A 19,749-nucleotide genomic window follows, 5' to 3' on the forward strand; every position below is an offset into this window, starting at 1 on the left:
CGGATCGGATCCTGCGTCGCAGCACCGGCGCCCGGCGCGTGTTGCGCGCCCCGACGCCCGAGCCCCGGCGGCTTAGCGAATTAGTGGAATCAAACGAGGAATTTTAGCACGCGGGGAAGCATGCGCCCGTGTCTCGGGCGGACGGGCACCGCGCGCAGACGGCCGGGCCAACGGGGCGAAAGCCGCCTGTGCACGGGCCCGCGCGGGTACAATCGGCGTCAACGTCCGCGCGCGTGCGCGCCCGAAGAATGTCTCGATGAACCGATTTTCCAAGCGTTTCGGCCCGCTCGCCCCATATCGCCCGCAACCCGTGTCCGAAGTGCTCGGCCGCACCGACGCGTTCGCGGCGCTGCGCGCCGGCGTCGAACAGATCGCGTCGCTGCAGCGCGACCTTGCCGCGCTCCTGCCCGACTATCTTGCGAATCATGTCGAACCGGGCTTCATCAAGGACGGCACCCTGACCCTCTTTGCTGCGCACAACGCGTTGGCCGCTCGGCTGCGACAGGTCGAACCGAGGTTGCTCGGCGATCTGCAAAAACGGGGCTGGCCGGTCTCGACGCTGCGTGTACGCGTGCGCCCGAAGGATGCGCCGGAGCCGCCCCACGTGAAGCAGGCGCGGATGACGTCGGTCGGCGCAGCCGCGTTGCGCGACCTGGCCGATCATCTCGAACCGTCACCGCTGCAGGACGCGCTCGCGCGGATGGCGGCCCGGCATGGCGCGAAGCCGCGCTGACGGCGCGCGTCGCCGGCAGCGCCAGGTGGGCCGGCCAACAAAAAAGCAGCCCGAAGGCTGCTTTTTTTTTATTGCTTGCGCGGTACGCAGGTCAGGCGAAGGCCGTCTGCATGTCGAACGCGAAGCCCTTCGGGGCGGCTTGCGGATCGTCGAACGTGACGATCTCGTACGCATCTTCGTTGGCGAGCAATTCGCGCAGCAGCGCGTTGTTCAGCCCGTGGCCCGACTTGTACGCCGTGTACGACGCCAGCAGCGGATGGCCGATCACGTAAAGGTCGCCGATCGCGTCGAGCATCTTGTGCTTCACGAACTCGTCGTCGTAGCGGAGCCCGTCGTTGTTCAGGATGCGGTACTCGTCGAGCACGATCGCGTTTTCCATGCTGCCGCCGCGGGCGAGACCCATCTCGCGCAGCATCTCGGCTTCATGTGCGAAGCCGAACGTGCGTGCACGCGCAATCTCGCGCACATACGAGGTATTCGCGAAATCGACCTCGAGCTCCTGGCCGGTCTTGTCGACGGCCGGGTGACGGAAGTCGATCGAGAATTTCAGCTTGAAACCGAAGTACGGATCGAGACGCGCGAACTTGTCGCCATCACGAATTTCGACCGTTTTCTTCACCTTGACGAAGCGCTTCGGCGCGTTCTGCTCCTCGATCCCGGCAGACTGGATCAGGAACACGAAGGTCGCCGCGCTGCCGTCCATGATCGGGATTTCCTCGGCCGTCACGTCGACATAGAGGTTGTCGATACCGAGGCCGGCACATGCCGACATCAGGTGCTCGACGGTCGACACGCGCACGCCATCCTTCTGCAGCACCGACGCGAGCCGCGTATCGCCGATCGACGTCGCCGCGGCGGGGATGTCGACGGGCGTGGGAAGGTCGACGCGCGAGAAGACGATGCCCGTGCCCGGTGCGGCAGGACGGAGCGTCAGCTCGATCTTGCGGCCCGAGTGGACACCGATACCCACGGTCTTCACGATGGACTTGATGGTGCGCTGCTTCAGCATGATGTTCTTCGTCGTGATTGAAGATATCAATCAGGAGTTATATTCGATAGGGGGGATTATAGCGTAATTCCCTATTCAGCGTAGTTTGAAACTGCGTATCAATCTGTTTCGACTGTTTACCCGCGCCGATACGGGACGGGCCGATGCCCGGAACGGAGGCGTTTCCGGTCATCAGCCCGTGTTACAACTGCCCTGAGGCCGGTGAGCAGCGTTGCCGGAAGGCAACGGCGCACCGCACGATCAGGACGTCAACGTCGCGAGAACACTCGCCGCATCGCTCACTTCGAATTTGCCCGGCGCCTCGACGGCCAGCGTCTTGACCACACCGCCGTCAATCACCATCGCGTAGCGCAGGGAACGAATTCCCATGCCACGCGCGGACAAATCCTGCGTCAGCCCCAGCGCATGAGTGAAAGCCGCGCTGCCGTCCGCCATCATGCGCACCTTGCCCGCGGTGTGCAGATCACGTCCCCATGCGCCCATCACGAATGCGTCGTTGACGGACACGCACCAGATCTCGTCGATGCCCGCCGCGCGCAATTGCCCGGCGTGTTCGACGTAGCCCGGCACATGCTGCGCCGAGCAGGTCGGCGTGAAAGCGCCCGGCAATCCGAAGATCACCACCCGCTTTCCCGCAACCTGGTCGCGCACGCTGAAGGCATTCGGCCCCAGCGTGCACCCTTCGCGCGCGTCGTCGATGTACTCGAACAGTTGCGCGTCGGGCAGCGCGTCGCCCACTTGAATCATGGCTGGTCCCTCATAGCGATACGGTTTTTCAGCGTGTCGCGGACAGCACGGTCCATCCCGCCCCGCTTGTGCGGAGAGGGCACGTTTCCCGGCCCGGCGTCGCAGCCGACGCGGCCTGTCGTGGTCCGTAGCATCCGTCACGCCGGCGATACCGCGGCAGATTCGCCGCGGCTTCGCCTGTGTTTGCGTCAGTCAGCCTGCTTGCGCAGGAAAGCCGGGATGTCGTACGTGTCGACACCCTTCTCCTGCAGCGCCTGCACGTGCGATGCCGCGGTTTCGCGCGAATTGCGCCACACCGCCGGCGTATCGAGCGCGCCGTAGTCTGCCGTGCTGACGTGATGCGTCGGAGCGTAGCCGTGCGAAACCGCGCTGACCGGCTGGTTGTCCGTACCCGTGCGCAGCAGCGTCATCGGTGCCGACTGCTGCTTCTTCGCCGCACGGCCCAGACCCGTCGCCACGACCGTCACGCGCAGTGCATCGCCCATCGCGTCGTCGTACACCGCACCGAAGATCACCGTCGCATCTTCCGCCGCGTAGCTCTTGATCGTGTTCATCACTTCGCGCGTTTCCGACAGGCGCAGCGAACGGCTCGACGTGATGTTGACCAGCACGCCGCGCGCGCCCGACAGATCGACGCCCTCGAGCAACGGGCTCGCCACGGCCTGTTCCGCCGCGAGGCGCGCGCGATCGACGCCGGCGACCGTCGCCGTGCCCATCATCGCCTTGCCCTGCTCGCCCATCACCGTCTTCACGTCTTCGAAGTCGACGTTCACGAGGCCATCGACATTGATGATTTCGGCGATGCCCGCGACCGCGTTGTTCAACACGTCGTCCGCGCACTGGAAGCACTTGTCCATCTCGGCGTCGTCGCCCATCACGTCGAACAGCTTGTCGTTCAGCACGACGATCAGCGAGTCGACGTGATCCTCCAGTTGCTGCGATCCTGCTTCAGCGACGCGCATGCGCTTGCCGCCTTCGAATTCGAACGGCTTGCTGACGACACCCACCGTCAGGATGCCCATCTCCTTCGCGATCTGCGCGACCACCGGTGCCGCGCCCGTGCCCGTGCCACCACCCATGCCGGCCGTGATGAACACCATGTGCGCGCCGCGCAGTGCGTCGGCGATGCGCTCACGCGCTTCTTCCGCTGCCGCACGGCCCATTTCCGGCTTCGCACCAGCGCCCAGGCCCGTGTTGCCGAGCTGGATCACCGACGATGCGCGCGAACGCGACAGCGCCTGTGCATCCGTGTTCATCACGATGAAGTCGACGCCCTGCACGCCGCGGTTGATCATGTGCTGGACGGCATTGCCGCCAGCGCCGCCAACGCCGACCACCTTGATGATGGTGCCGTTGGTCTCGGTTTCCAGCATTTCGAATTCCATTGTTGCCTCCGTCAAGAGAATGACTGCTACTCGGCCGTTATTCGGCAGGAGATCGGGCAACCCCCTGTCGCGCGCCAGCCGCCGGCACCAGCGCGAATTTCGATTCGGTTCGTCCCCAAGAAAACACCGGGCCGCCCCAGGTTTCCTTGGCCCCCTCGGGGGGCAGGCTCGGCGTGCCGAGCCGTGGGGGTACTCAAAAATTGCTCAGGAACCATTCCTTCATCCGCGAGAACACCTGTCCCGCGTTGCCGGACTGCACGGCGACCTTGCGGCCGCGCATGCGCTGGGCGCTGCCTTCGACGAGCAGCCCCATCGCCGTCGAGTAGCGCGGATTGCGCACGACGTCGGAAAGGCCGCCTGCATATTCCGGCGCGCCGATGCGCACCGGTTTCAGGAAAATGTCTTCGCCGAGCTCGACCATGCCGGGCATCATCGAAGCGCCGCCGGTAATGACCACGCCGGAGCTCAGGAGTTCTTCGTATCCCGACTCGCGCACGACCTGCTGCACGAGCGAGAACAGCTCCTCGACGCGCGGCTCGATCACGGCTGCCAGCGCCTGGCGCGACAGCGTGCGCGGGCCGCGTTCGCCGAGGCCCGGCACTTCCACCATTTCGTCCGGATCGGCGAGCGCCTGCTTCGCGATCCCGTAGCCGACCTTGATGTCTTCCGCATCCGGCGTCGGCGTGCGCAGCGCCATCGCGATGTCGCTCGTGATCTGGTCGCCGGCGATCGGAATCACCGCAGTGTGGCGGATCGCGCCTTCGGCGAAGATCGCGATATCCGTCGTGCCGCCGCCGATGTCGACCAGCACCACGCCGAGATCCTTCTCGTCTTCCGTCAGCACGGCCAGCGACGACGCGAGCGGCTGCAGGATCAGGTCGTTCACTTCGAGCCCGCAGCGGCGCACGCACTTGACGATGTTCTGCGCGGCGCTCACCGCGCCCGTCACGATGTGCACCTTCACTTCCAGCCGGATGCCGCTCATCCCGATCGGCTCGCGTACGTCTTCCTGGCCGTCGATGATGAATTCCTGCGTGAGGATGTGCAGCACCTGCTGGTCGGTCGGGATGTTGATCGCCTTCGCGGTCTCGATCACGCGCGCGACGTCCGTCTGCGTGACTTCCTTGTCCTTGATCGCGACCATCCCGCTCGAGTTGAAGCTGCGGATGTGGCTGCCCGCGATCCCCGTGAACACGTTGGTGATCTTGCAGTCGGCCATCAGCTCGGCTTCCTCGAGCGCGCGCTGGATCGACTGCACGGTGGCCTCGATGTTGACCACCACGCCTTTCTTCAGACCCTTCGACTCGCTCTGGCCGAGACCGATCACCTCATAGTGGCCTTCGCCCTTCAGCTCGGCGACGATGGCCACCACCTTCGACGTGCCGATGTCGAGGGAAACCAGCAGATCCTTGTAGTCTTTGCTCATAAAGTGCTCTTGCGTGTGATCTCTCGTTACTTCTTGCGCTTGTCGGTATCGGTCAGGAACCGCATGCCTGCCGCGCGAATCGCGAATCCGTTCGGATAGCGCAGGTCCGCGTACTCGATGTCGTTGCCCCAGCGCTCCGTGACGGCCGGCCATGCGGCGACCAGGCGCTGGCTCCGGTCATGCAGCGACTCGCTGTTGCGTTCCTTGCCCAGCTCCACCTGCATGCCGTTCGACAGCTTCACCGTCCACGCGTACCGCGCCGACAGCGTCACTTCTTCCGGCGCCGCCTTCAGCGGCGCAAACCATTTCCCGAAGTCGCGATACCGCGTGACGACTTCCTTCGCACTGCCCTCCGGGCCGTCGAACGCCGGCAGTTCCTGCTCCAGCTCGCCCTGGTTCGCGGTGAACAGCTCGCCATCGACGCTCACGAGCTGGTCGCTGCCCCAGGTCCCGAGCGGTTTGTACTCCTCGAGCGTGACAGCCAGCGCATTCGGCCACACCCGGCGCACGCTCGCATGGCGCACCCAGGGCATCTGCTCGAACGCGGCGCGCGCGGCGTCGAGGTCGACCGTGAAGAAATTGCCCTTCAGCCGGCCGACCACGCCCGCGCGCACCGTCGGGGAATTGATGTGCTCGGTGTCGCCGTCGATCCGGATTTCCCGCAGCGCAAACGTCGGGCGCTGGATCAGCCAGTAGCAACCGGCCGCCGCCAACACGAGCAGCAACAGCGCGTACAGCGCGCTGGCGGCAAGGTTGAGTTGGCGAACGTTGTTCCACATACGTCGTTCCGTTCCTGCGTCAGTCGTTGAGCGTGAGCGACAGCACCTTCACGACCAGCTCCGAATAGCTGATGCCGACCGCGCGCGCGGCCTTCGGCGGCAGCGAGTGGTCGGTCATCCCGGGGGCCGTGTTCACTTCCAGGAAATACGCATTGCCGGCCGCATCCAGCATGAAATCCGCGCGGCCCCAGTCGGTGCAGCCGAGCACGTCGAACGCCCGGCGCGCGACGCGCTTGAGCTCCGCCTCCTTGTCGGCGGGCAGCCCGCACGGAATCAGGTATTGCGTGTCGTCGGCGACGTACTTCGCGTGATAGTCGTAGAACTCGCCGGCCGGCACGATCTTGATCACCGGCAGGTCGAGATCGCCGGCGATGCAGGCGGTGTACTCGCCGCCGCCCTCGATGCTCTTCTCGACGATCACGATCGGGTCATGCTTTGCGGCTTCCGCGAGCGCAGCGGGCAACGCGTCGGCCGTCTTCACCTTCAGCACCGCCACGCTCGAGCCTTCGCTCGCCGGCTTCACGAACAGCGGCAGGCCGAGCTTCGCGACGATGTCCGTCGCGCGCGCCGCGAGATCATCGCCGCGCAGCACCGTCTCGAACGGCGGCGTCGGCACGCCCGTCTGCTGCCACACGAGCTTCGTGCGGAACTTGTCGAGGCCGAGCGCCGATCCGAGCACGCCGCTGCCCGTGTAGCGAATGCCGTAGAAATCGAGCGCGCCCTGGATCTGGCCGTTCTCGCCGTAGCCGCCATGTAGTGCGTTGAACGCGCGCACGAACCCTTCGTCCTTCAGCGCCGACAGCGGGCGCTCGGCCGGATCGAACGGGTGCGCGTCGATGCCCGCGTCGCGCAGGCCCTGCAGCACGAGCTTGCCCGACGTGAGCGACACCTCGCGCTCCGAGGACTCACCGCCGAACAACACCGCCACCTTGCCGAAACGTTTCGGATCAATCCCGCTCATGTCATGCCTTCTGTTGAGTGTGCTGCGCAACCTTCGCCGGCACGCCGCCGATCGAACCCGCGCCCATCGTGATCACCACGTCGCCGTTCTGCGCGACCTTCGCCAATGCGTCCGGCACGTCGTCGACCGTCGCGACGAACACCGGGTCAACCTTCCCCACCGCGCGCAGCGCACGCGACAGCGCGTCGCCGCTGGCGGTCGAGATCGCCGCCTCGCCCGCCGCGTAGACTTCCGTCAGCACCAGCGCGTCGACCGTCGACAGCACGTTGACGAAATCGTCGAAGCAGTCGCGGGTGCGCGTGTAGCGGTGCGGCTGGAACGCCAGCACGAGGCGGCGGCCCGGGAACGCGCCGCGCGCGGCCGCGATCGTCGCGGCCATCTCGACCGGGTGATGGCCATAGTCGTCGATCAGCGTGTAGTGGCCGCCGTCCGCGGTCGGCACTTCGCCGTAGCGCTGGAAGCGCCGGCCGACACCGTTGAATTCCGCCAGCGCCAGCTGGATCGCGTCGTCCGACACGCCGAGATCGGTCGCGATCGCGATCGCCGCGAGCGCGTTCTGCACGTTGTGCAGGCCCGGCATGTTCAGCACGACCGCCAGCGGCGCGCGCCCTTCGCGGATCACCGTGAAATGCATGCGGCCGTCGCGCGCATCGATGTCTTCGGCGCGCACCTGCGCGTCCGGCGACAGCCCGTAGCGCACGACCGGCTTCGAGATGAACGGGATGATCTGCCGCACGTTCGGATCGTCGACGCACACGACCGCGCTGCCGTAGAACGGCAGGCGCTGCGTGAATTCGATGAACGCCTGCTTGAGCCGCGCGAAATCGTGGCCGTAGGTGTCCATGTGGTCGGCGTCGATGTTCGTGATGACTTCGATCACCGGATACAGGTTCAGGAACGACGCGTCGGACTCGTCGGCCTCGGCGACGATGAAGTCGCCCGTGCCGAGCCGCGCGTTCGCGCCGGCGCTGATCAGCCGCCCGCCGATCACGAAGGTCGGATCGAGCCCGCCCGCCGCGAGTACGCTCGCGACGAGGCTCGTCGTCGTGGTCTTGCCGTGCGTGCCGGCGATCGCGATGCCCTGCTTCAGGCGCATCAGCTCCGCCAGCATCACCGCCCGCTGCACGATCGGCACGCGCTGCGCGCGCGCGGCCAGCACTTCCGGGTTGTCCGAACGCACGGCCGTCGACACGACGACCGCGTTCGCGCCCTCGATGTTCGCCGCGTCGTGGCCGATCGCGATCCGGGCGCCGAGCGCCTGCAGACGATCCGTCACCGCGTTGCGCGACAGGTCCGAGCCGCTGACCTCGTAGCCGAGGTTGACGAGCACTTCGGCGATGCCGCTCATGCCCGCGCCGCCGATCCCGACGAAATGAATGTGTTTGACGATGTGTTTCATTGCAGTTCTTCCAGGTTCGCGCCGGCCGCCTTCGCGCACACGCGCGCGACTTCGTCGGTGGCCTCGGGCTTCGCCAGCGAGCGCGAACGTTCCGCCATGTCCGCGAGCGATGCCCGCGACTGGCCGCGCAGCCAGTCGGCGAGCAGTTCCGCTGACAGGTCGCGTTGTTGCACCAGCACGGCCGCGCCCGCATCGGCGAGGAACGCGGCGTTGCTCGTCTGATGATCGTCGACCGCGTACGGGAACGGCACGAACAGCGCCGCCACGCCCACCGCCGCGATCTCCGACACCGTCATCGCGCCCGACCGGCAGATCACGAGATCCGCCGCCGCATACGCGGCCGCCATGTCGTCGATGAACGGCACGAGCCGCACGTCTTCGCCGGCCGCGAAACCGGCCGCTTCGTAATTCGCCTTCAATGCTTCGATGTGCTTCGCGCCGGCCTGGTGCACGATGCGCGGGCGTTCGCCCGGCGCCAGCATCGCCAGCGCGCGCGGCACCACTTCGTTCAGCGCGGCCGCACCGAGGCTGCCGCCGACGACCAGCACGTTCAGCGGGCCGCTGCGCGACGCATAGCGTGCTTTGGGCGCTTCCGTGCCGGCAAGTTCCGCGCGAATCGGGTTACCCGTCCATTCCGCGTGCGGCAGCGCACCGGGGAACGCGACGAGCACGCGTTTCGCGAATTTCGCGAGCACCTTGTTCGTCAGGCCCGCGATCGAATTCTGTTCATGCAGCACGAGCGGACGGCCCGACAGTGCGGTCATCACGCCCGCCGGGAACGTGATGTAGCCGCCCATCCCGAGGACGACGTCGGGCCGCACGCGGCGCAGCGCGGCCAGACTCTGCCCGCATGCGCGCAGCAGGTTGAACGGTAGCGTCAGCTTGGTCTTCAGGCCCTTGCCGCGCAGCCCGCCGAACCGCACGTATTCCATCGGAATGCCGTGCTTCGGCACGAGCGTCGCTTCCATCCCGGCCGGATTGCCGAGCCACACGACGCGCCAGCCCGCCGCTTCCATCCGGTGAGCGACCGCAAGCCCCGGGAACACGTGGCCCCCGGTGCCGCCTGCCATCACCATCAGCGTGCGTTGCGACGCGGTCATACCTTCCCTCCCCGCATCAGCAAGAGTGAACGAATATTTTGGCTACGCCCGCTTCGCTTGACTTCGCGCGCTTCGCGCACGAAGTTAGCCTTCACCGAAATCGCGTACTGACGCGGAGAGGTCATACCTTCCCTCCCCGCATCAGTACGCGATTTTCATAGTCGACCCGCAGCAGCACCGCGAGCGCGACGCAGTTCAGCAGAATGCCCGAGCCGCCATAGCTCACGAGCGGCAGCGTCAGGCCCTTGGTCGGCAGCAGCCCGAGGTTCACGCCCATGTTGATGAAGGTCTGCGCGCCGAACCAGATGCCGATGCCCTTCGCCATCAGGCCCGCGAACGTGCGATCGAGTGCCAGCGCCTGACGCCCGATCTCGAACGCGCGGCGCACGATCCAGTAGAACAGCAGGATCACGACCAGCACGCCGACGAAACCGAGCTCCTCGCCGATCACCGCGAGGATGAAGTCGGTATGCGCCTCCGGCAGGTAGTTCAGCTTCTCGACGCTGCCGCCGAGGCCGACGCCGAACCACTCGCCGCGGCCGAATGCGATCAGCGAGTGCGTGAGCTGATACGCCTTGCCCTGCGCGTAACGCTCGTCCCACGGATCGAGGTACGCGAAGATCCGCTCGCGACGCCACGGCGACAGCCACACCAGCATCGTGAAGGTGCCGATTGCGGTCGCGACGAGGCCGCCGAACAGCTTGCCGTTCACGCCGCCGAGGAACAGCACGCCCATCGCGATCGCCGCGACCACCATGAACGCGCCCATGTCCGGCTCGAGCAGCAGCAGCGCCCCGACCAGACCGACCGCGAACGCCATCGGCAGGAAGCCCTTGGCGAAGCTCTGCATGTATTCCTGCTTGCGCACCGTGTAGTTCGCCGCGTAGATCGTCACCGCGAGCTTCATGATTTCCGACGGCTGCATGTTCGTGATGCCGAGCGGAATCCAGCGGCGCGCACCGTTCACGCCCTTGCCGACGTGCGGAATCAGCACGATCACGAGGCCGACGAGCGCGATCAGGAAGAGTTGCGGCGCGTATTTGTCCCACGTCGACACCGGCACGCGGAACGCAATCACCGCCGCGATGAACGCGACGGCGAGCGAGATGCAGTGGCGCATCAGGAACGCGTAATCGTGATACGACGCGTATTTCGGCGAATCGGGCATCGCGATCGACGCCGAATACACCATCACCACGCCGAGCCCGAGCAGCGCGATTGCGACCCACAACAGCGAGTAGTCGAAGTCGAGCATCCGCGAACGGCTCGGGCGCACGCCGTTGACGACGCTCGAGAGGCCGCCCGTCGCGCCGCGCGTGGCGGACGCGACGCGGCCGCCCGCAGCGTTGCCGCCGGTGTCGCGACGATCGTTGAAACGGGAGACGAGGCGATCGGACCAGCTCATGGCGTCGCTCCTTTGTCGATGGCGATTTCGTCGACCGCCGCGCGGAACACATCCGCGCGATGGGCGTAGTTCCTGAACATGTCGAGACTCGCGCATGCGGGCGACAGCAGCACCGCATCGCCCGGCTCGGCCAGCTCGGCCGCCGCGTGCACCGCGCCTTCGAGCGTCGCGTGGTCGGCGAGCGGCACGCCCGTTTCGGCGAGCGTGTCGCGGATCGCCGGCGCATCGCGGCCGATCAGCATCACCGCACGGCACCAGCGCGCGACCGGCGCGACCAGCGGAGCGAAATCCTGCCCCTTGCCGTCGCCGCCGGCGATCAGCACGATCTTCTGCGCAAGCCCGTCGAGCGCGGCAACCGTCGCGCCGACGTTCGTGCCCTTGCTGTCGTCGACGTAGTCGACGTCGTCGATCGTCGCGATCACTTCGACACGATGCGCCTCGCCGCGATACTCGCGCAGCGCGTGCAGCAGCGGCGCGGCCGGCAGGTCGATCGCGCGTGCGAGCGCGAACGCGGCCAGCGCGTTCGCGGCGTTGTGCAGCCCGCGGATACGCAGCGCATCGGCCGGCATCAGGCGCTTCTGCGCGATGTCGGGCGTATGCGCGGCATCGCGCTTGCGCCGACGGGTCGTCGTCGCGGTTTCATCCGGTGCGTCGCGATCGACCGCTTCGACGAGCCATGCGATGCCGTTGTCGCGCGACAGGCCGTAGTCGCCGTCCTGCACCGGTTCGTTCAGGCCGAACGTGACCGTGCGCGGCGCATCGGCCGCGCCGGCTGCCGGCGCGAACTTCATCACGGCCGCATCGTCGCGGTTCAGCACGCGCGTGGTCGTTGCGCCGAAGATCCGGCCCTTTGCCTGCGCGTACGCGTCGAAGCTGCCGTGCCAGTCGAGGTGGTCCTGCGTGATGTTGAGGATCGCGGCCGCATCGGGCGCGAACGTGCGCGCGGTCTCGAGCTGGAAGCTCGACAGTTCGAGCACCCACACGTCGGGCAGCGCGGTTTCGTCGATCGCACCGGCGAGCCGGTCGAGCATCGCGGGGCTGATGTTGCCCGCGACAGCGACCTTCTTGCCGGAGCGCTGGCACAGCAGGCCGGTGAGGCTCGTCGTCGTGGTCTTGCCGTTGGTGCCCGTGATTGCGAGCACCTTCGGCTGGTAGCCGCTCGTGCCGAGCGCACGCAGCGCCTGCGCGAAGAATTCCAGCTCGCCCCACACCGCGATGCCGCGCTCGTTCGCGGCCGCGACCAGCGCCGCGAGCGCCGGTTCGAGCGGCGACAGCCCGGGGCTCAGACCGACGAGCTCGACGCCGCCGTCGAGCAGCGCAGGCGTGAATGCCCCGCCGACGAATTCCGCATCGATGCCTTCGGCCTGCAGCGCGGCAAGGTTCGGCGGCGCCTCGCGGGTATCGGCAATACGCAGCCGGCACCCGTGCCTCGCGCACCATCGCGCGATCGCGAGACCCGATTCCCCGAGCCCCAGTACGAGCACCATCGGCCGTTGCCGATCTCCAAACATCTCGCCAGACATCCTTGTTACCTTTCCTTTACCGCAGCTTGAGGGTGGTCAGACCGAACAGGCACAGCATCAGCGTGATGATCCAGAAACGCACGACCACCTGCGTTTCCTTCCAGCCGGACAATTCGAAATGGTGATGCAGCGGCGCCATCTTCAGCAGGCGCCGCCCTTCGCCGTAGCGCTTCTTCGTGTACTTGAACCACGAAACCTGCAGCATCACCGACAGCGTTTCCGCGACGAAGATGCCGCCCATGATGAACAGCACGATTTCCTGGCGCACGATCACCGCGACCGTGCCGAGCGCGCCGCCGAGCGCCAGCGCGCCGACGTCACCCATGAACACCTGCGCGGGGTGCGTGTTGTACCAGAGGAACGCGAGCCCTGCCCCACCCATCGCGGAACAGAAGATCAGCAGTTCGCCCGCGCCCGGAATGTGCGGGAACAGCAGGTATTTTGAATAGACCGCGCTGCCCATCACGTACGCGAACACACCCAGCGACGCACCGACCAGCACGACCGGCATGATCACGAGGCCGTCGAGGCCGTCGGTCAGGTTCACCGCGTTGCTCGCGCCGACGATCACGAAGTACGTCAGCACGATGAAGCCCCACACGCCGAGCGGGTAGCTGATCGACTTCAGGAACGGCAGCATCAGGTCGGCGCGTGCCGGCAGCCCCATCGACAGGCCGCTCCTCACCCACGCCATGAACAGGTCGAACACGCGCACGTTGTTCGCTTCCGACACGCTGAAGGCGAGGTAGACGGCCGCGAACAGCCCGATCACCGATTGCCAGAAATACTTCTCGCGCGACGACATCCCGCGTGGATCCTTGTGGACGACCTTGCGGTAATCGTCGACCCAGCCGATCACGCCGAAACCGAACGTGACGAGCATCACGATCCAGATGAAACGGTTCGTCAGGTCGCCCCACAGCAACGTCGCGACCGCGATGCCGATCAGGATCAGCACGCCGCCCATCGTCGGCGTACCGGACTTGACCAGGTGCGTCTGCGGACCGTCCTTGCGCACGGCCTGACCGACCTTCATTTGCGTCAGCTTGCGGATCACCCACGGTCCGCACACGAGCCCGATCCCGAGCGCGGTGATGGTGGCCATCACCGCACGGAACGTGAGGTACGTGAACAAGCGCAAAAAGCTTGCGTCTCCTTGCAGCCATTGCGCCAGCGCCAGCAGCATGCTTCCTTCCTTCTACTCAGTGTGCAGCGGGCGCAGTGCCCGCCGCGGGTTGGTTCGTCAGCGCGTCGACCACGCGCTCCATCTTCATGTACCGCGAGCCCTTCACGAGCAGCGTCGCCTGCGCGCCGTAGCCCGCTGCGAGCAGTGCCTCGACCAGCGCGCCGACGTCGTCGAAATGACGGGCCGTGTCGCCGTATGCCGTGCAGGCATCGCGCGACGCGTCGCCGAGCGCGAACAGCACGTCGATCCCGCGCTCGCGCGCGTAGGCACCGACCTCGCGATGGAAAGCCGGCCCTTCGTCGCCGACCTCGCCCATGTCGCCGATCACCAGCACGCGCGGCGCCGGTTGCGCGGCGAGCACGTCGATCGCGGCACGCATCGAATCGGGATTCGCGTTGTACGTATCGTCGACGACCGTCGCCCCCGCGAGGCTGCCTGCGATCGCCTGCTTCACCTGCAGCCGGCCTTTGACCGGTTCGAACGATTCGAGGCCCTGCTTGATCGCCGACAGTGCAACGCCGGCGCCCAGCGCCGCTGCCGTGGCGGCGAGCGCGTTGCGCGCGTTGTGCTCGCCGAGCGCGCGCAGCCGCACCGTGACGGCGCCCGCGGGCGTGTCGATCGCGAGTTCGCCTCCATGGAGGCGGCCCGTGACCTGCGCGTCGGTCTGCCGTTCGGCATCGTGCAGCGCGAAATCGAGAATCCGGTTGCCGGTCGCCGCGACGCGCCAGATGCCCGCGTAGGCATCGTCGGCCGGGAACACCGCGACGCCGTCCGGTGGCAACGCGTGAATCACGGCCGCGTGTTCGAGCGCGACGGCTTCGACCGTCGCCATGAACTCCTGGTGCTCGCGCTGCGCGTTGTTGACGAGCGCGACCGTCGGCGCCGTGAGGCGCGCGAGGACTTCGGTCTCGCCCGGGTGGTTCATCCCGATCTCGATCACCGCGAGACGATGCGCGGCCGACAGGCGCAGCAGCGTCAGCGGCAGGCCGACATCGTTGTTCAGGTTGCCGGCCGTCGCGAGCCGCGCGTCGGCGCCGACCGCCGCCGCGAAGATCGACGCGATCATTTCCTTGACGGTCGTCTTGCCGTTGCTGCCCGTCACCGCGACGAGCGGCAGCGCGAATCGTGTGCGCCAGCCATGCGCAAGCGCGCCGAGCGCGGCACGCGTTTCACCACCTTCGATCGCCGGCATCGCGACGCCCGCCGGCACGTGCGCGACCAGCGCCGCCGCAGCGCCGCGCGCGGCGACATCGCCGAGGAAGTCGTGCGCATCGAAGCGCTCGCCTTTCAATGCGACGAACAGGTCGCCGGGGCCTGCCGTGCGGCTGTCCGTCGATACGCGGTCGAACGTGACGCCCGCGTCGCCGTGAACGGTCGCGCCGGGGATCAGGCGGGCGGCTTCGCCGAGACTGAGCATCGTCATTCCGCGCCTCCCTTGCCGTGCGTCGCGCGCGCTGCCAGCGCGAGCCGCGCGTGATCCTGGTCGGAGAACGTACGCTTCTTGCCCATGATTTCCTGCGTGGCCTCGTGGCCCTTGCCGGCCAGCACGACGACATCCTCGCGTGCCGCGCCGCGCACGGCCTGCAGGATCGCGCTCGCGCGATCCTCGATACGGCGTGCGTGATCGGGCGCGGTCATGCCCGCGACGATCTGGTCGATGATGCGCTGCGGATCCTCGCTGCGCGGGTTGTCGCTCGTGACGACGGTTTCGTCGGCAAGCCGCTCCGCGATCGCGCCCATCAGCGGGCGCTTCGTCGCATCGCGATCGCCTCCGCAGCCGAACATGCAGACGAGCCGCCCGCCGCGCGCCGTAGCGATCGGGCGCAGCGCGTCGAGCGTCTTTTCGAGCGCGTCGGGCGTGTGTGCGTAGTCGATCACGACCAGCGGTTCGTCGTTCTGCAGACGGCCGCCCAGCCGCTGCATCCGGCCGTTGACGGACTCGAGCCGTGCGATTTCGGCGAGCGCCGCGTCGAACGGCACGTCGGCCGCGAGCAGCGAACCGAGCACCGCGAGCAGGTTGCTGACGTTGAACGTGCCGAGCGTGCCGACCTCGACGTCCGCGTCGCCCCACGACGAACGCAAGCGGAACGCCGTGCCGGTCGTGGTGGCACGCACGTCGAGCGCGACCAGTTCGCGATCGGCGTCCGGTGCCGGTGCGTCGCCGATCCCGTACGCGATCGTGCGCACGCGGCCGGCCAGTTTCTCGAGCAAGCGCTGTCCGACTGCGTCGTCGCGGTTGACGACCGCCGCGCGCAGGCCGCGCCACGCGAACAGCTTCGCCTTCGCGGCCTCGTATGCATCGAACGTGCCGTGATAGTCGAGGTGATCCTGCGTGAGGTTCGTAAACACCGCGATGTCGAAGGCCGTACCGTTCACGCGCCCCTGGTGCAGTGCGTGCGACGACACCTCCATCGCCACGGCCTTCGCGCCCGCGTCGCGCAATTGCGCGAGGCTGCGCTGCAGTTGCGGTGCGTCGGGGGTCGTGAAACCCGTCGGCACGAGCTGGCCGGGCATCCCGCTGCCAAGCGTGCCGATCACCGCGCACGGCTGGTGCAGCGCCGTCAGCGCGGTGGCGATCCACTGCGTGCACGAGGTCTTGCCGTTCGTGCCGGTCACTCCTACCGTGAGCAGGCTGTCGCTCGGATCGCCGTACCAGCCGCTGGCGATCTCGCCGGCGAGCTGGTCGAGCGCCGGCACGGCCAGTGAGACGGGCACCGCCGGCGCAGCGTCCAGCCCTTCCGGCTGATACAGCACGGCGGCCGCACCGCGCGCGACGGCTTCGGCAATGAATGCGCGGTTGTCGGCCCCGTCGACCGCATACGCAAAAAACACGTCGCCCGCCTCGAGGCTGCGCGTGTCGGCATGCAGTTGCGCTGCGGGGGCCACATGCTGACGCAGCCACGCAAGCGCGGCTGCGATCTGCTGATGCGCCGGATGGGAACTGCGAGCGGCGCTCATCGAACAACTCCTGGTGAATTACGCGTCGTGCTGGACACGATCATATGCTTCGCACCGCCACCCGCGGGCAGCTTTTGCGGCCCCGTCGCGGAAGGTGCTGCCTGCGAATCGTCAGACACGACGAGCTGCTTGATCGGCATGTTCGGCGGCACGTTCAGCGCACGCATCGTGTCGCCGGCGATCGCCGAGAATACGGGGCCGGACACCTGGCCGCCGAAGTGGCTGCCGGCGGTCGGCTCGTCGACCGACACGGCGACAACGATGCGCGGATTCGGCATCGGCGCCATCCCGACGAACGACGCGCGGTACTTGCGCGTGTAGCCGTGACCTTCATGCTTGTACGCGGTACCGCTCTTGCCGCCGACGCGATAGCCCGGCACGGCCGCGTCGGGCGACGTGCCGCCCGGCGCCACCACCGTCTCGAGCATCGCGCGCACTTCGCGCGCGGTGGTCGGGTTGAACACCTGCGTGCCCGCGACCGGCTGGTTGGGGTCGGTCTTGAAAATGGTCACGGGCATCAGCTCGCCGTCATGCGCGATCGCCGTATAGGCGCGCGCGAGCTGGAACAGCGACACCGACAGGCCGTAGCCGTACGACATCGTCGCCTGCTCGATGCGGCGCCAGCTCTTCCACGGACGCAGGCGGCCGGCTACCGCACCCGGGAATCCGACCTTCGGCGCCTGGCCGAGGCCGATGCTCGTATACATATTCCACATTTCCTCGGGCCGCATCGTCATCGCGATCTTCGTCGCGCCGATGTTGCTCGACTTCTGGATCACGCCGCCGACCGTCAGCGTGCCGAAACCCGCGTCGTCGGTGATCGGTGCACCGTCGAGCACGAAATGCCCGTTGCCCGTCTCGACGAGCGTGTTCGGCGTCACGCGGTGCAGGTCGAGCGCGAGCGATACCGTAAACGGCTTCATGATCGAGCCCGGCTCGAACACGTCGGTCATGATCCGGTTGCGCAACTGCTCGCCCGTCATGCGCGAGCGGTCGTTCGGGTTGTACGTCGGGTAGTTGACGAGTGCGAGCACCTCGCCGGTGCGCACGTCGACGACCATCGCCGCGCCGGCCTTCGCCTTGAACTTCTCCACGGCGGCCTTCAGGTTCGCGTACGCGATGTACTGGATCTTGCTGTCGATCGAAAGGTCGACGTCGGTGCCGTTGTGCGGCGGGATCTGCTCGGCGACGTCCTCGACGATGTGCCCCATCCGGTCCTTGATCACGCGACGCACGCCAGACGTGCCGGACAGCAGCTTCTGGTCACCCAGCTCGACACCCTCCTGCCCTTCGTCCTCGACGTTCGTGAAGCCGATCAGGTGAGCGGTGATCTCGCCTTCCGGATAGAAGCGCTTGTATTCGTTGCGCTGGTAGATGCCGGGGATGTCGAGCGCGGCGACCTTGTCCGCGACGTCGATCGGCACCTGGCGCTTCACGTAGACGAAACCCTTGTCTCCCGACAGCTTCACGCGCAGTTCCTTCGACGTCATGCCGAGGAGCTTGCCGAGCTGGTTGACCTTGTCGGCATCGAGATCGTCCGGCACCGCGTCGGGAATCGCCCAGATCGCGCGCACGGGCAGGCTCGTCGCGAGCACGAGCCCGTTACGGTCGAGAATCTTGCCGCGCGTGGCCGGCAGATCGAGCGTGCGCTGGTAGCGGCTTTCGCCCTGCTTCCGATAGAACGCGTTGCCGGGCCCCTGGATCCAGAATGCGCGCGCGGCCAGCGCCACGAACGCCATGAACAGCAGGAACACGACGAGCTTCGAGCGCCACATCGGCAGATGCACGCCCAGCACGGGGCTCGACGAGAACTTCACGTTCTGGCGCTGCTGGGACGGCTTCATCGCGCGCCTCCCTTGCCCTTGCCTGCCGTGTCCGCCGAAGCCGGGATCGGCGCATCGATCGCCTTCGCGGCGCCAGGCGGCAGCGTCAGGTATTGCGTGCGGCCGGTCGTGATCGGCTGCATCTTCAGCGAATCGTTCGCGAGCTGCTCGATGCGCGACGTCTTCGACAGCGCGCTCTGCTGATATTGAAGCTGCGCGTAGTCCTGCTGGAGCTGACGCTCCTGCGACTGCGCACGCTGCAACTGGATGAAGATCTGGCGCTGCTGGTTCGTCGAATTGACGACCGACAGCGCGCAACCCATCACGATGATCAGCAGGAAGATGTTGAAGCGGCTCATGGCGTGACGCGCTCCGCAATGCGCATCACGGCCGAGCGGGCGCGCGGATTCGCAGCGACTTCCGCTTCACTCGGAAACTGGCGGCTGATGATCTTGAGCGGCGGGCTCGGGAGGTCGACGGCGCGGATCGGCAGGCGACGATCGACCGCAGGCGCACTCGCGTGCGCCTGCATGAATCGCTTGACGATCCGGTCCTCGAGTGAATGAAAGCTGATGACCACCAGCCGCCCCCCTTGCTCCAGCAACGACAGTGCCGCGTCTAGTACGACTTGCAGGTCCGCAAGCTCTTGATTGACGTGAATCCGTATAGCCTGAAAGGTGCGGGTTGCCGGATCCTTGCCCTTCTCACGGGTTTTGACGACGTGACCCACGATTTGGGCAAGCTCGCCCGTGGTGTCGAGAGGCCCAAGACGGTCGGACTCTGCCCGGCGAGCAACAAGCGCCTTTGCAATCTGAAAAGCAAACCGTTCTTCCCCATAATCCCGTATCACCTCCGTCAATTCCTGCACCGAAGCCCGTGCAAGCCATTCCGCCGCCGACTCGCCGCGCGTCGGATCCATCCGCATGTCCAGCGGACCATCGGCGCGGAAGCTGAAGCCGCGCGCCGGATCGTCCACCTGCGGCGAGGACACGCCCAGGTCGAGCAACACACCCGACACCTTCTCGACGCCACGCGCCGCAAGCGCGTCGCGCATCGATGCAAAGCTGTCATGCACGATCGAGAAGCGCGCATCCTCGATGCCCTGCGCCGTCTCGATCGCCCTCGGATCCTTGTCGAACGCGATCAGCCGCCCGCCCGGCGCCAGCCGCGCGAGCACCGCGCGGCTATGGCCGCCGCGGCCGAACGTACCGTCGACATAAATGCCGTCCGGTCGCGTCACGAGCGATTCGACCGCTTCGTCCAACAACACGGTCCGATGCTGCAATTCGTTTCCCATCGCGGGCGTCTCCGTCAC

At 66.9% G+C, this 19,749-nt stretch carries 17 protein-coding genes; 1 reads left to right on the forward strand and 16 read right to left on the reverse strand.

What is annotated here, in order from left to right:
* Positions 1-256 precede the first annotated feature (256 nt).
* Positions 257-733, forward strand: a complete 477-nt coding sequence (locus FFS49_RS15960; RefSeq protein WP_039353137.1) for a DUF721 domain-containing protein — start codon at positions 257-259, stop codon at positions 731-733.
* 91 nt (positions 734-824) lie between these two features.
* Here the strand turns inward: FFS49_RS15960 and lpxC are convergent, their stop codons facing one another.
* The 16 genes from lpxC to rsmH form a co-directional block, all read right to left on the reverse strand.
* A complete protein-coding gene (gene lpxC, locus FFS49_RS15965) occupies positions 825-1,742 on the reverse strand; it encodes a UDP-3-O-acyl-N-acetylglucosamine deacetylase (protein WP_011350845.1) in 918 nt (305 codons plus the stop codon).
* Positions 1,743-1,982: 240 nt separating this feature from the next.
* Positions 1,983-2,489: a peroxiredoxin gene (locus FFS49_RS15970; RefSeq protein ID WP_039353143.1), complete on the reverse strand. Its 507-nt coding sequence runs from the start codon at positions 2,487-2,489 to the stop codon at positions 1,983-1,985.
* A 188-nt stretch (positions 2,490-2,677) separates the two neighbouring features.
* The gene (gene ftsZ, locus FFS49_RS15975; protein WP_011350843.1) at positions 2,678-3,874 is read right to left on the reverse strand and encodes a cell division protein FtsZ; all 1,197 of its coding nucleotides are present in this window, start codon (positions 3,872-3,874) and stop codon (positions 2,678-2,680) included.
* Between the two features lie 193 nt (positions 3,875-4,067).
* Positions 4,068-5,300, reverse strand: coding sequence for a cell division protein FtsA (gene ftsA, locus FFS49_RS15985; RefSeq protein ID WP_006487138.1), 1,233 nt, complete (start codon positions 5,298-5,300; stop codon positions 4,068-4,070).
* A 26-nt stretch (positions 5,301-5,326) separates the two neighbouring features.
* Positions 5,327-6,079, reverse strand: a complete 753-nt coding sequence (locus tag FFS49_RS15990; RefSeq protein WP_011350842.1) for a cell division protein FtsQ/DivIB — start codon at positions 6,077-6,079, stop codon at positions 5,327-5,329.
* A gap of 19 nt (positions 6,080-6,098) precedes the next feature.
* The gene (locus tag FFS49_RS15995; protein WP_039353151.1) at positions 6,099-7,040 is read right to left on the reverse strand and encodes a D-alanine--D-alanine ligase; all 942 of its coding nucleotides are present in this window, start codon (positions 7,038-7,040) and stop codon (positions 6,099-6,101) included.
* Position 7,041: 1 nt separating this feature from the next.
* Positions 7,042-8,439, reverse strand: coding sequence for a UDP-N-acetylmuramate--L-alanine ligase (murC, locus tag FFS49_RS16000; RefSeq protein WP_105818776.1), 1,398 nt, complete (start codon positions 8,437-8,439; stop codon positions 7,042-7,044).
* Positions 8,436-9,539 (reverse strand): undecaprenyldiphospho-muramoylpentapeptide beta-N-acetylglucosaminyltransferase, encoded by a 1,104-nt coding sequence (gene murG, locus FFS49_RS16005; RefSeq protein WP_039353154.1) that lies wholly within the window; start codon positions 9,537-9,539, stop codon positions 8,436-8,438. Before murG ends, murC begins: the two co-directional genes overlap by 4 nt.
* 121 nt (positions 9,540-9,660) lie before the next feature.
* On the reverse strand, positions 9,661-10,944 hold the full coding sequence (ftsW, locus tag FFS49_RS16010; protein ID WP_039353156.1) for a putative lipid II flippase FtsW: 1,284 nt from the start codon (positions 10,942-10,944) through the stop codon (positions 9,661-9,663).
* Positions 10,941-12,455 (reverse strand): UDP-N-acetylmuramoyl-L-alanine--D-glutamate ligase, encoded by a 1,515-nt coding sequence (gene murD / locus FFS49_RS16015; protein WP_039353188.1) that lies wholly within the window; start codon positions 12,453-12,455, stop codon positions 10,941-10,943. The genes ftsW and murD overlap by 4 nt, the downstream gene beginning before the upstream one ends.
* Before the next feature lie 28 nt (positions 12,456-12,483).
* Positions 12,484-13,653: a phospho-N-acetylmuramoyl-pentapeptide-transferase gene (gene mraY, locus FFS49_RS16020; RefSeq protein ID WP_006477019.1), complete on the reverse strand. Its 1,170-nt coding sequence runs from the start codon at positions 13,651-13,653 to the stop codon at positions 12,484-12,486.
* A 16-nt stretch (positions 13,654-13,669) separates the two neighbouring features.
* Positions 13,670-15,076 (reverse strand): UDP-N-acetylmuramoyl-tripeptide--D-alanyl-D-alanine ligase, encoded by a 1,407-nt coding sequence (gene murF, locus FFS49_RS16025; RefSeq protein ID WP_105818777.1) that lies wholly within the window; start codon positions 15,074-15,076, stop codon positions 13,670-13,672.
* A complete protein-coding gene (locus tag FFS49_RS16030; RefSeq protein WP_105818778.1) occupies positions 15,073-16,611 on the reverse strand; it encodes a UDP-N-acetylmuramoyl-L-alanyl-D-glutamate--2,6-diaminopimelate ligase in 1,539 nt (512 codons plus the stop codon). Before FFS49_RS16030 ends, murF begins: the two co-directional genes overlap by 4 nt.
* Positions 16,608-18,455 (reverse strand): penicillin-binding protein 2, encoded by a 1,848-nt coding sequence (locus FFS49_RS16035; protein WP_105818779.1) that lies wholly within the window; start codon positions 18,453-18,455, stop codon positions 16,608-16,610. The genes FFS49_RS16030 and FFS49_RS16035 overlap by 4 nt, the downstream gene beginning before the upstream one ends.
* The gene (ftsL, locus tag FFS49_RS16040; RefSeq protein WP_009694564.1) at positions 18,452-18,793 is read right to left on the reverse strand and encodes a cell division protein FtsL; all 342 of its coding nucleotides are present in this window, start codon (positions 18,791-18,793) and stop codon (positions 18,452-18,454) included. Before ftsL ends, FFS49_RS16035 begins: the two co-directional genes overlap by 4 nt.
* The gene (gene rsmH, locus FFS49_RS16045) at positions 18,790-19,731 is read right to left on the reverse strand and encodes a 16S rRNA (cytosine(1402)-N(4))-methyltransferase RsmH (protein WP_011350832.1); all 942 of its coding nucleotides are present in this window, start codon (positions 19,729-19,731) and stop codon (positions 18,790-18,792) included. The genes ftsL and rsmH overlap by 4 nt, the downstream gene beginning before the upstream one ends.
* Positions 19,732-19,749 lie beyond the last annotated feature (18 nt).

It is taken from the genome of Burkholderia sp. 4NA327C6, from assembly GCF_005502655.1.
GTDB classification, from domain to species: Bacteria; Pseudomonadota; Gammaproteobacteria; order Burkholderiales; family Burkholderiaceae; genus Burkholderia; species Burkholderia contaminans.

What these genes read in the sequence shown, in the direction of transcription:
- FFS49_RS16035 (WP_105818779.1), bottom strand. Translation starts at nt 18,455, where the DNA reads ATGAAGCCGTCCCAGCAGCGCCAGAACGTGAAGTTCTCGTCGAGCCCC.
- rsmH (WP_011350832.1), bottom strand. Translation starts at nt 19,731, where the DNA reads ATGGGAAACGAATTGCAGCATCGGACCGTGTTGTTGGACGAAGCGGTC.
- murF (WP_105818777.1), bottom strand. Translation starts at nt 15,076, where the DNA reads ATGACGATGCTCAGTCTCGGCGAAGCCGCCCGCCTGATCCCCGGCGCG.
- FFS49_RS16030 (WP_105818778.1), bottom strand. Translation starts at nt 16,611, where the DNA reads ATGAGCGCCGCTCGCAGTTCCCATCCGGCGCATCAGCAGATCGCAGCC.
- FFS49_RS15960 (WP_039353137.1), top strand. Translation starts at nt 257, where the DNA reads ATGAACCGATTTTCCAAGCGTTTCGGCCCGCTCGCCCCATATCGCCCG.
- ftsZ (WP_011350843.1), bottom strand. Translation starts at nt 3,874, where the DNA reads ATGGAATTCGAAATGCTGGAAACCGAGACCAACGGCACCATCATCAAG.
- murC (WP_105818776.1), bottom strand. Translation starts at nt 8,439, where the DNA reads ATGAAACACATCGTCAAACACATTCATTTCGTCGGGATCGGCGGCGCG.
- FFS49_RS15995 (WP_039353151.1), bottom strand. Translation starts at nt 7,040, where the DNA reads ATGAGCGGGATTGATCCGAAACGTTTCGGCAAGGTGGCGGTGTTGTTC.
- FFS49_RS15970 (WP_039353143.1), bottom strand. Translation starts at nt 2,489, where the DNA reads ATGATTCAAGTGGGCGACGCGCTGCCCGACGCGCAACTGTTCGAGTAC.
- lpxC (WP_011350845.1), bottom strand. Translation starts at nt 1,742, where the DNA reads ATGCTGAAGCAGCGCACCATCAAGTCCATCGTGAAGACCGTGGGTATC.
- murD (WP_039353188.1), bottom strand. Translation starts at nt 12,455, where the DNA reads ATGTTTGGAGATCGGCAACGGCCGATGGTGCTCGTACTGGGGCTCGGG.
- ftsW (WP_039353156.1), bottom strand. Translation starts at nt 10,944, where the DNA reads ATGAGCTGGTCCGATCGCCTCGTCTCCCGTTTCAACGATCGTCGCGAC.
- FFS49_RS15990 (WP_011350842.1), bottom strand. Translation starts at nt 6,079, where the DNA reads ATGTGGAACAACGTTCGCCAACTCAACCTTGCCGCCAGCGCGCTGTAC.
- mraY (WP_006477019.1), bottom strand. Translation starts at nt 13,653, where the DNA reads ATGCTGCTGGCGCTGGCGCAATGGCTGCAAGGAGACGCAAGCTTTTTG.
- ftsA (WP_006487138.1), bottom strand. Translation starts at nt 5,300, where the DNA reads ATGAGCAAAGACTACAAGGATCTGCTGGTTTCCCTCGACATCGGCACG.
- murG (WP_039353154.1), bottom strand. Translation starts at nt 9,539, where the DNA reads ATGACCGCGTCGCAACGCACGCTGATGGTGATGGCAGGCGGCACCGGG.
- ftsL (WP_009694564.1), bottom strand. Translation starts at nt 18,793, where the DNA reads ATGAGCCGCTTCAACATCTTCCTGCTGATCATCGTGATGGGTTGCGCG.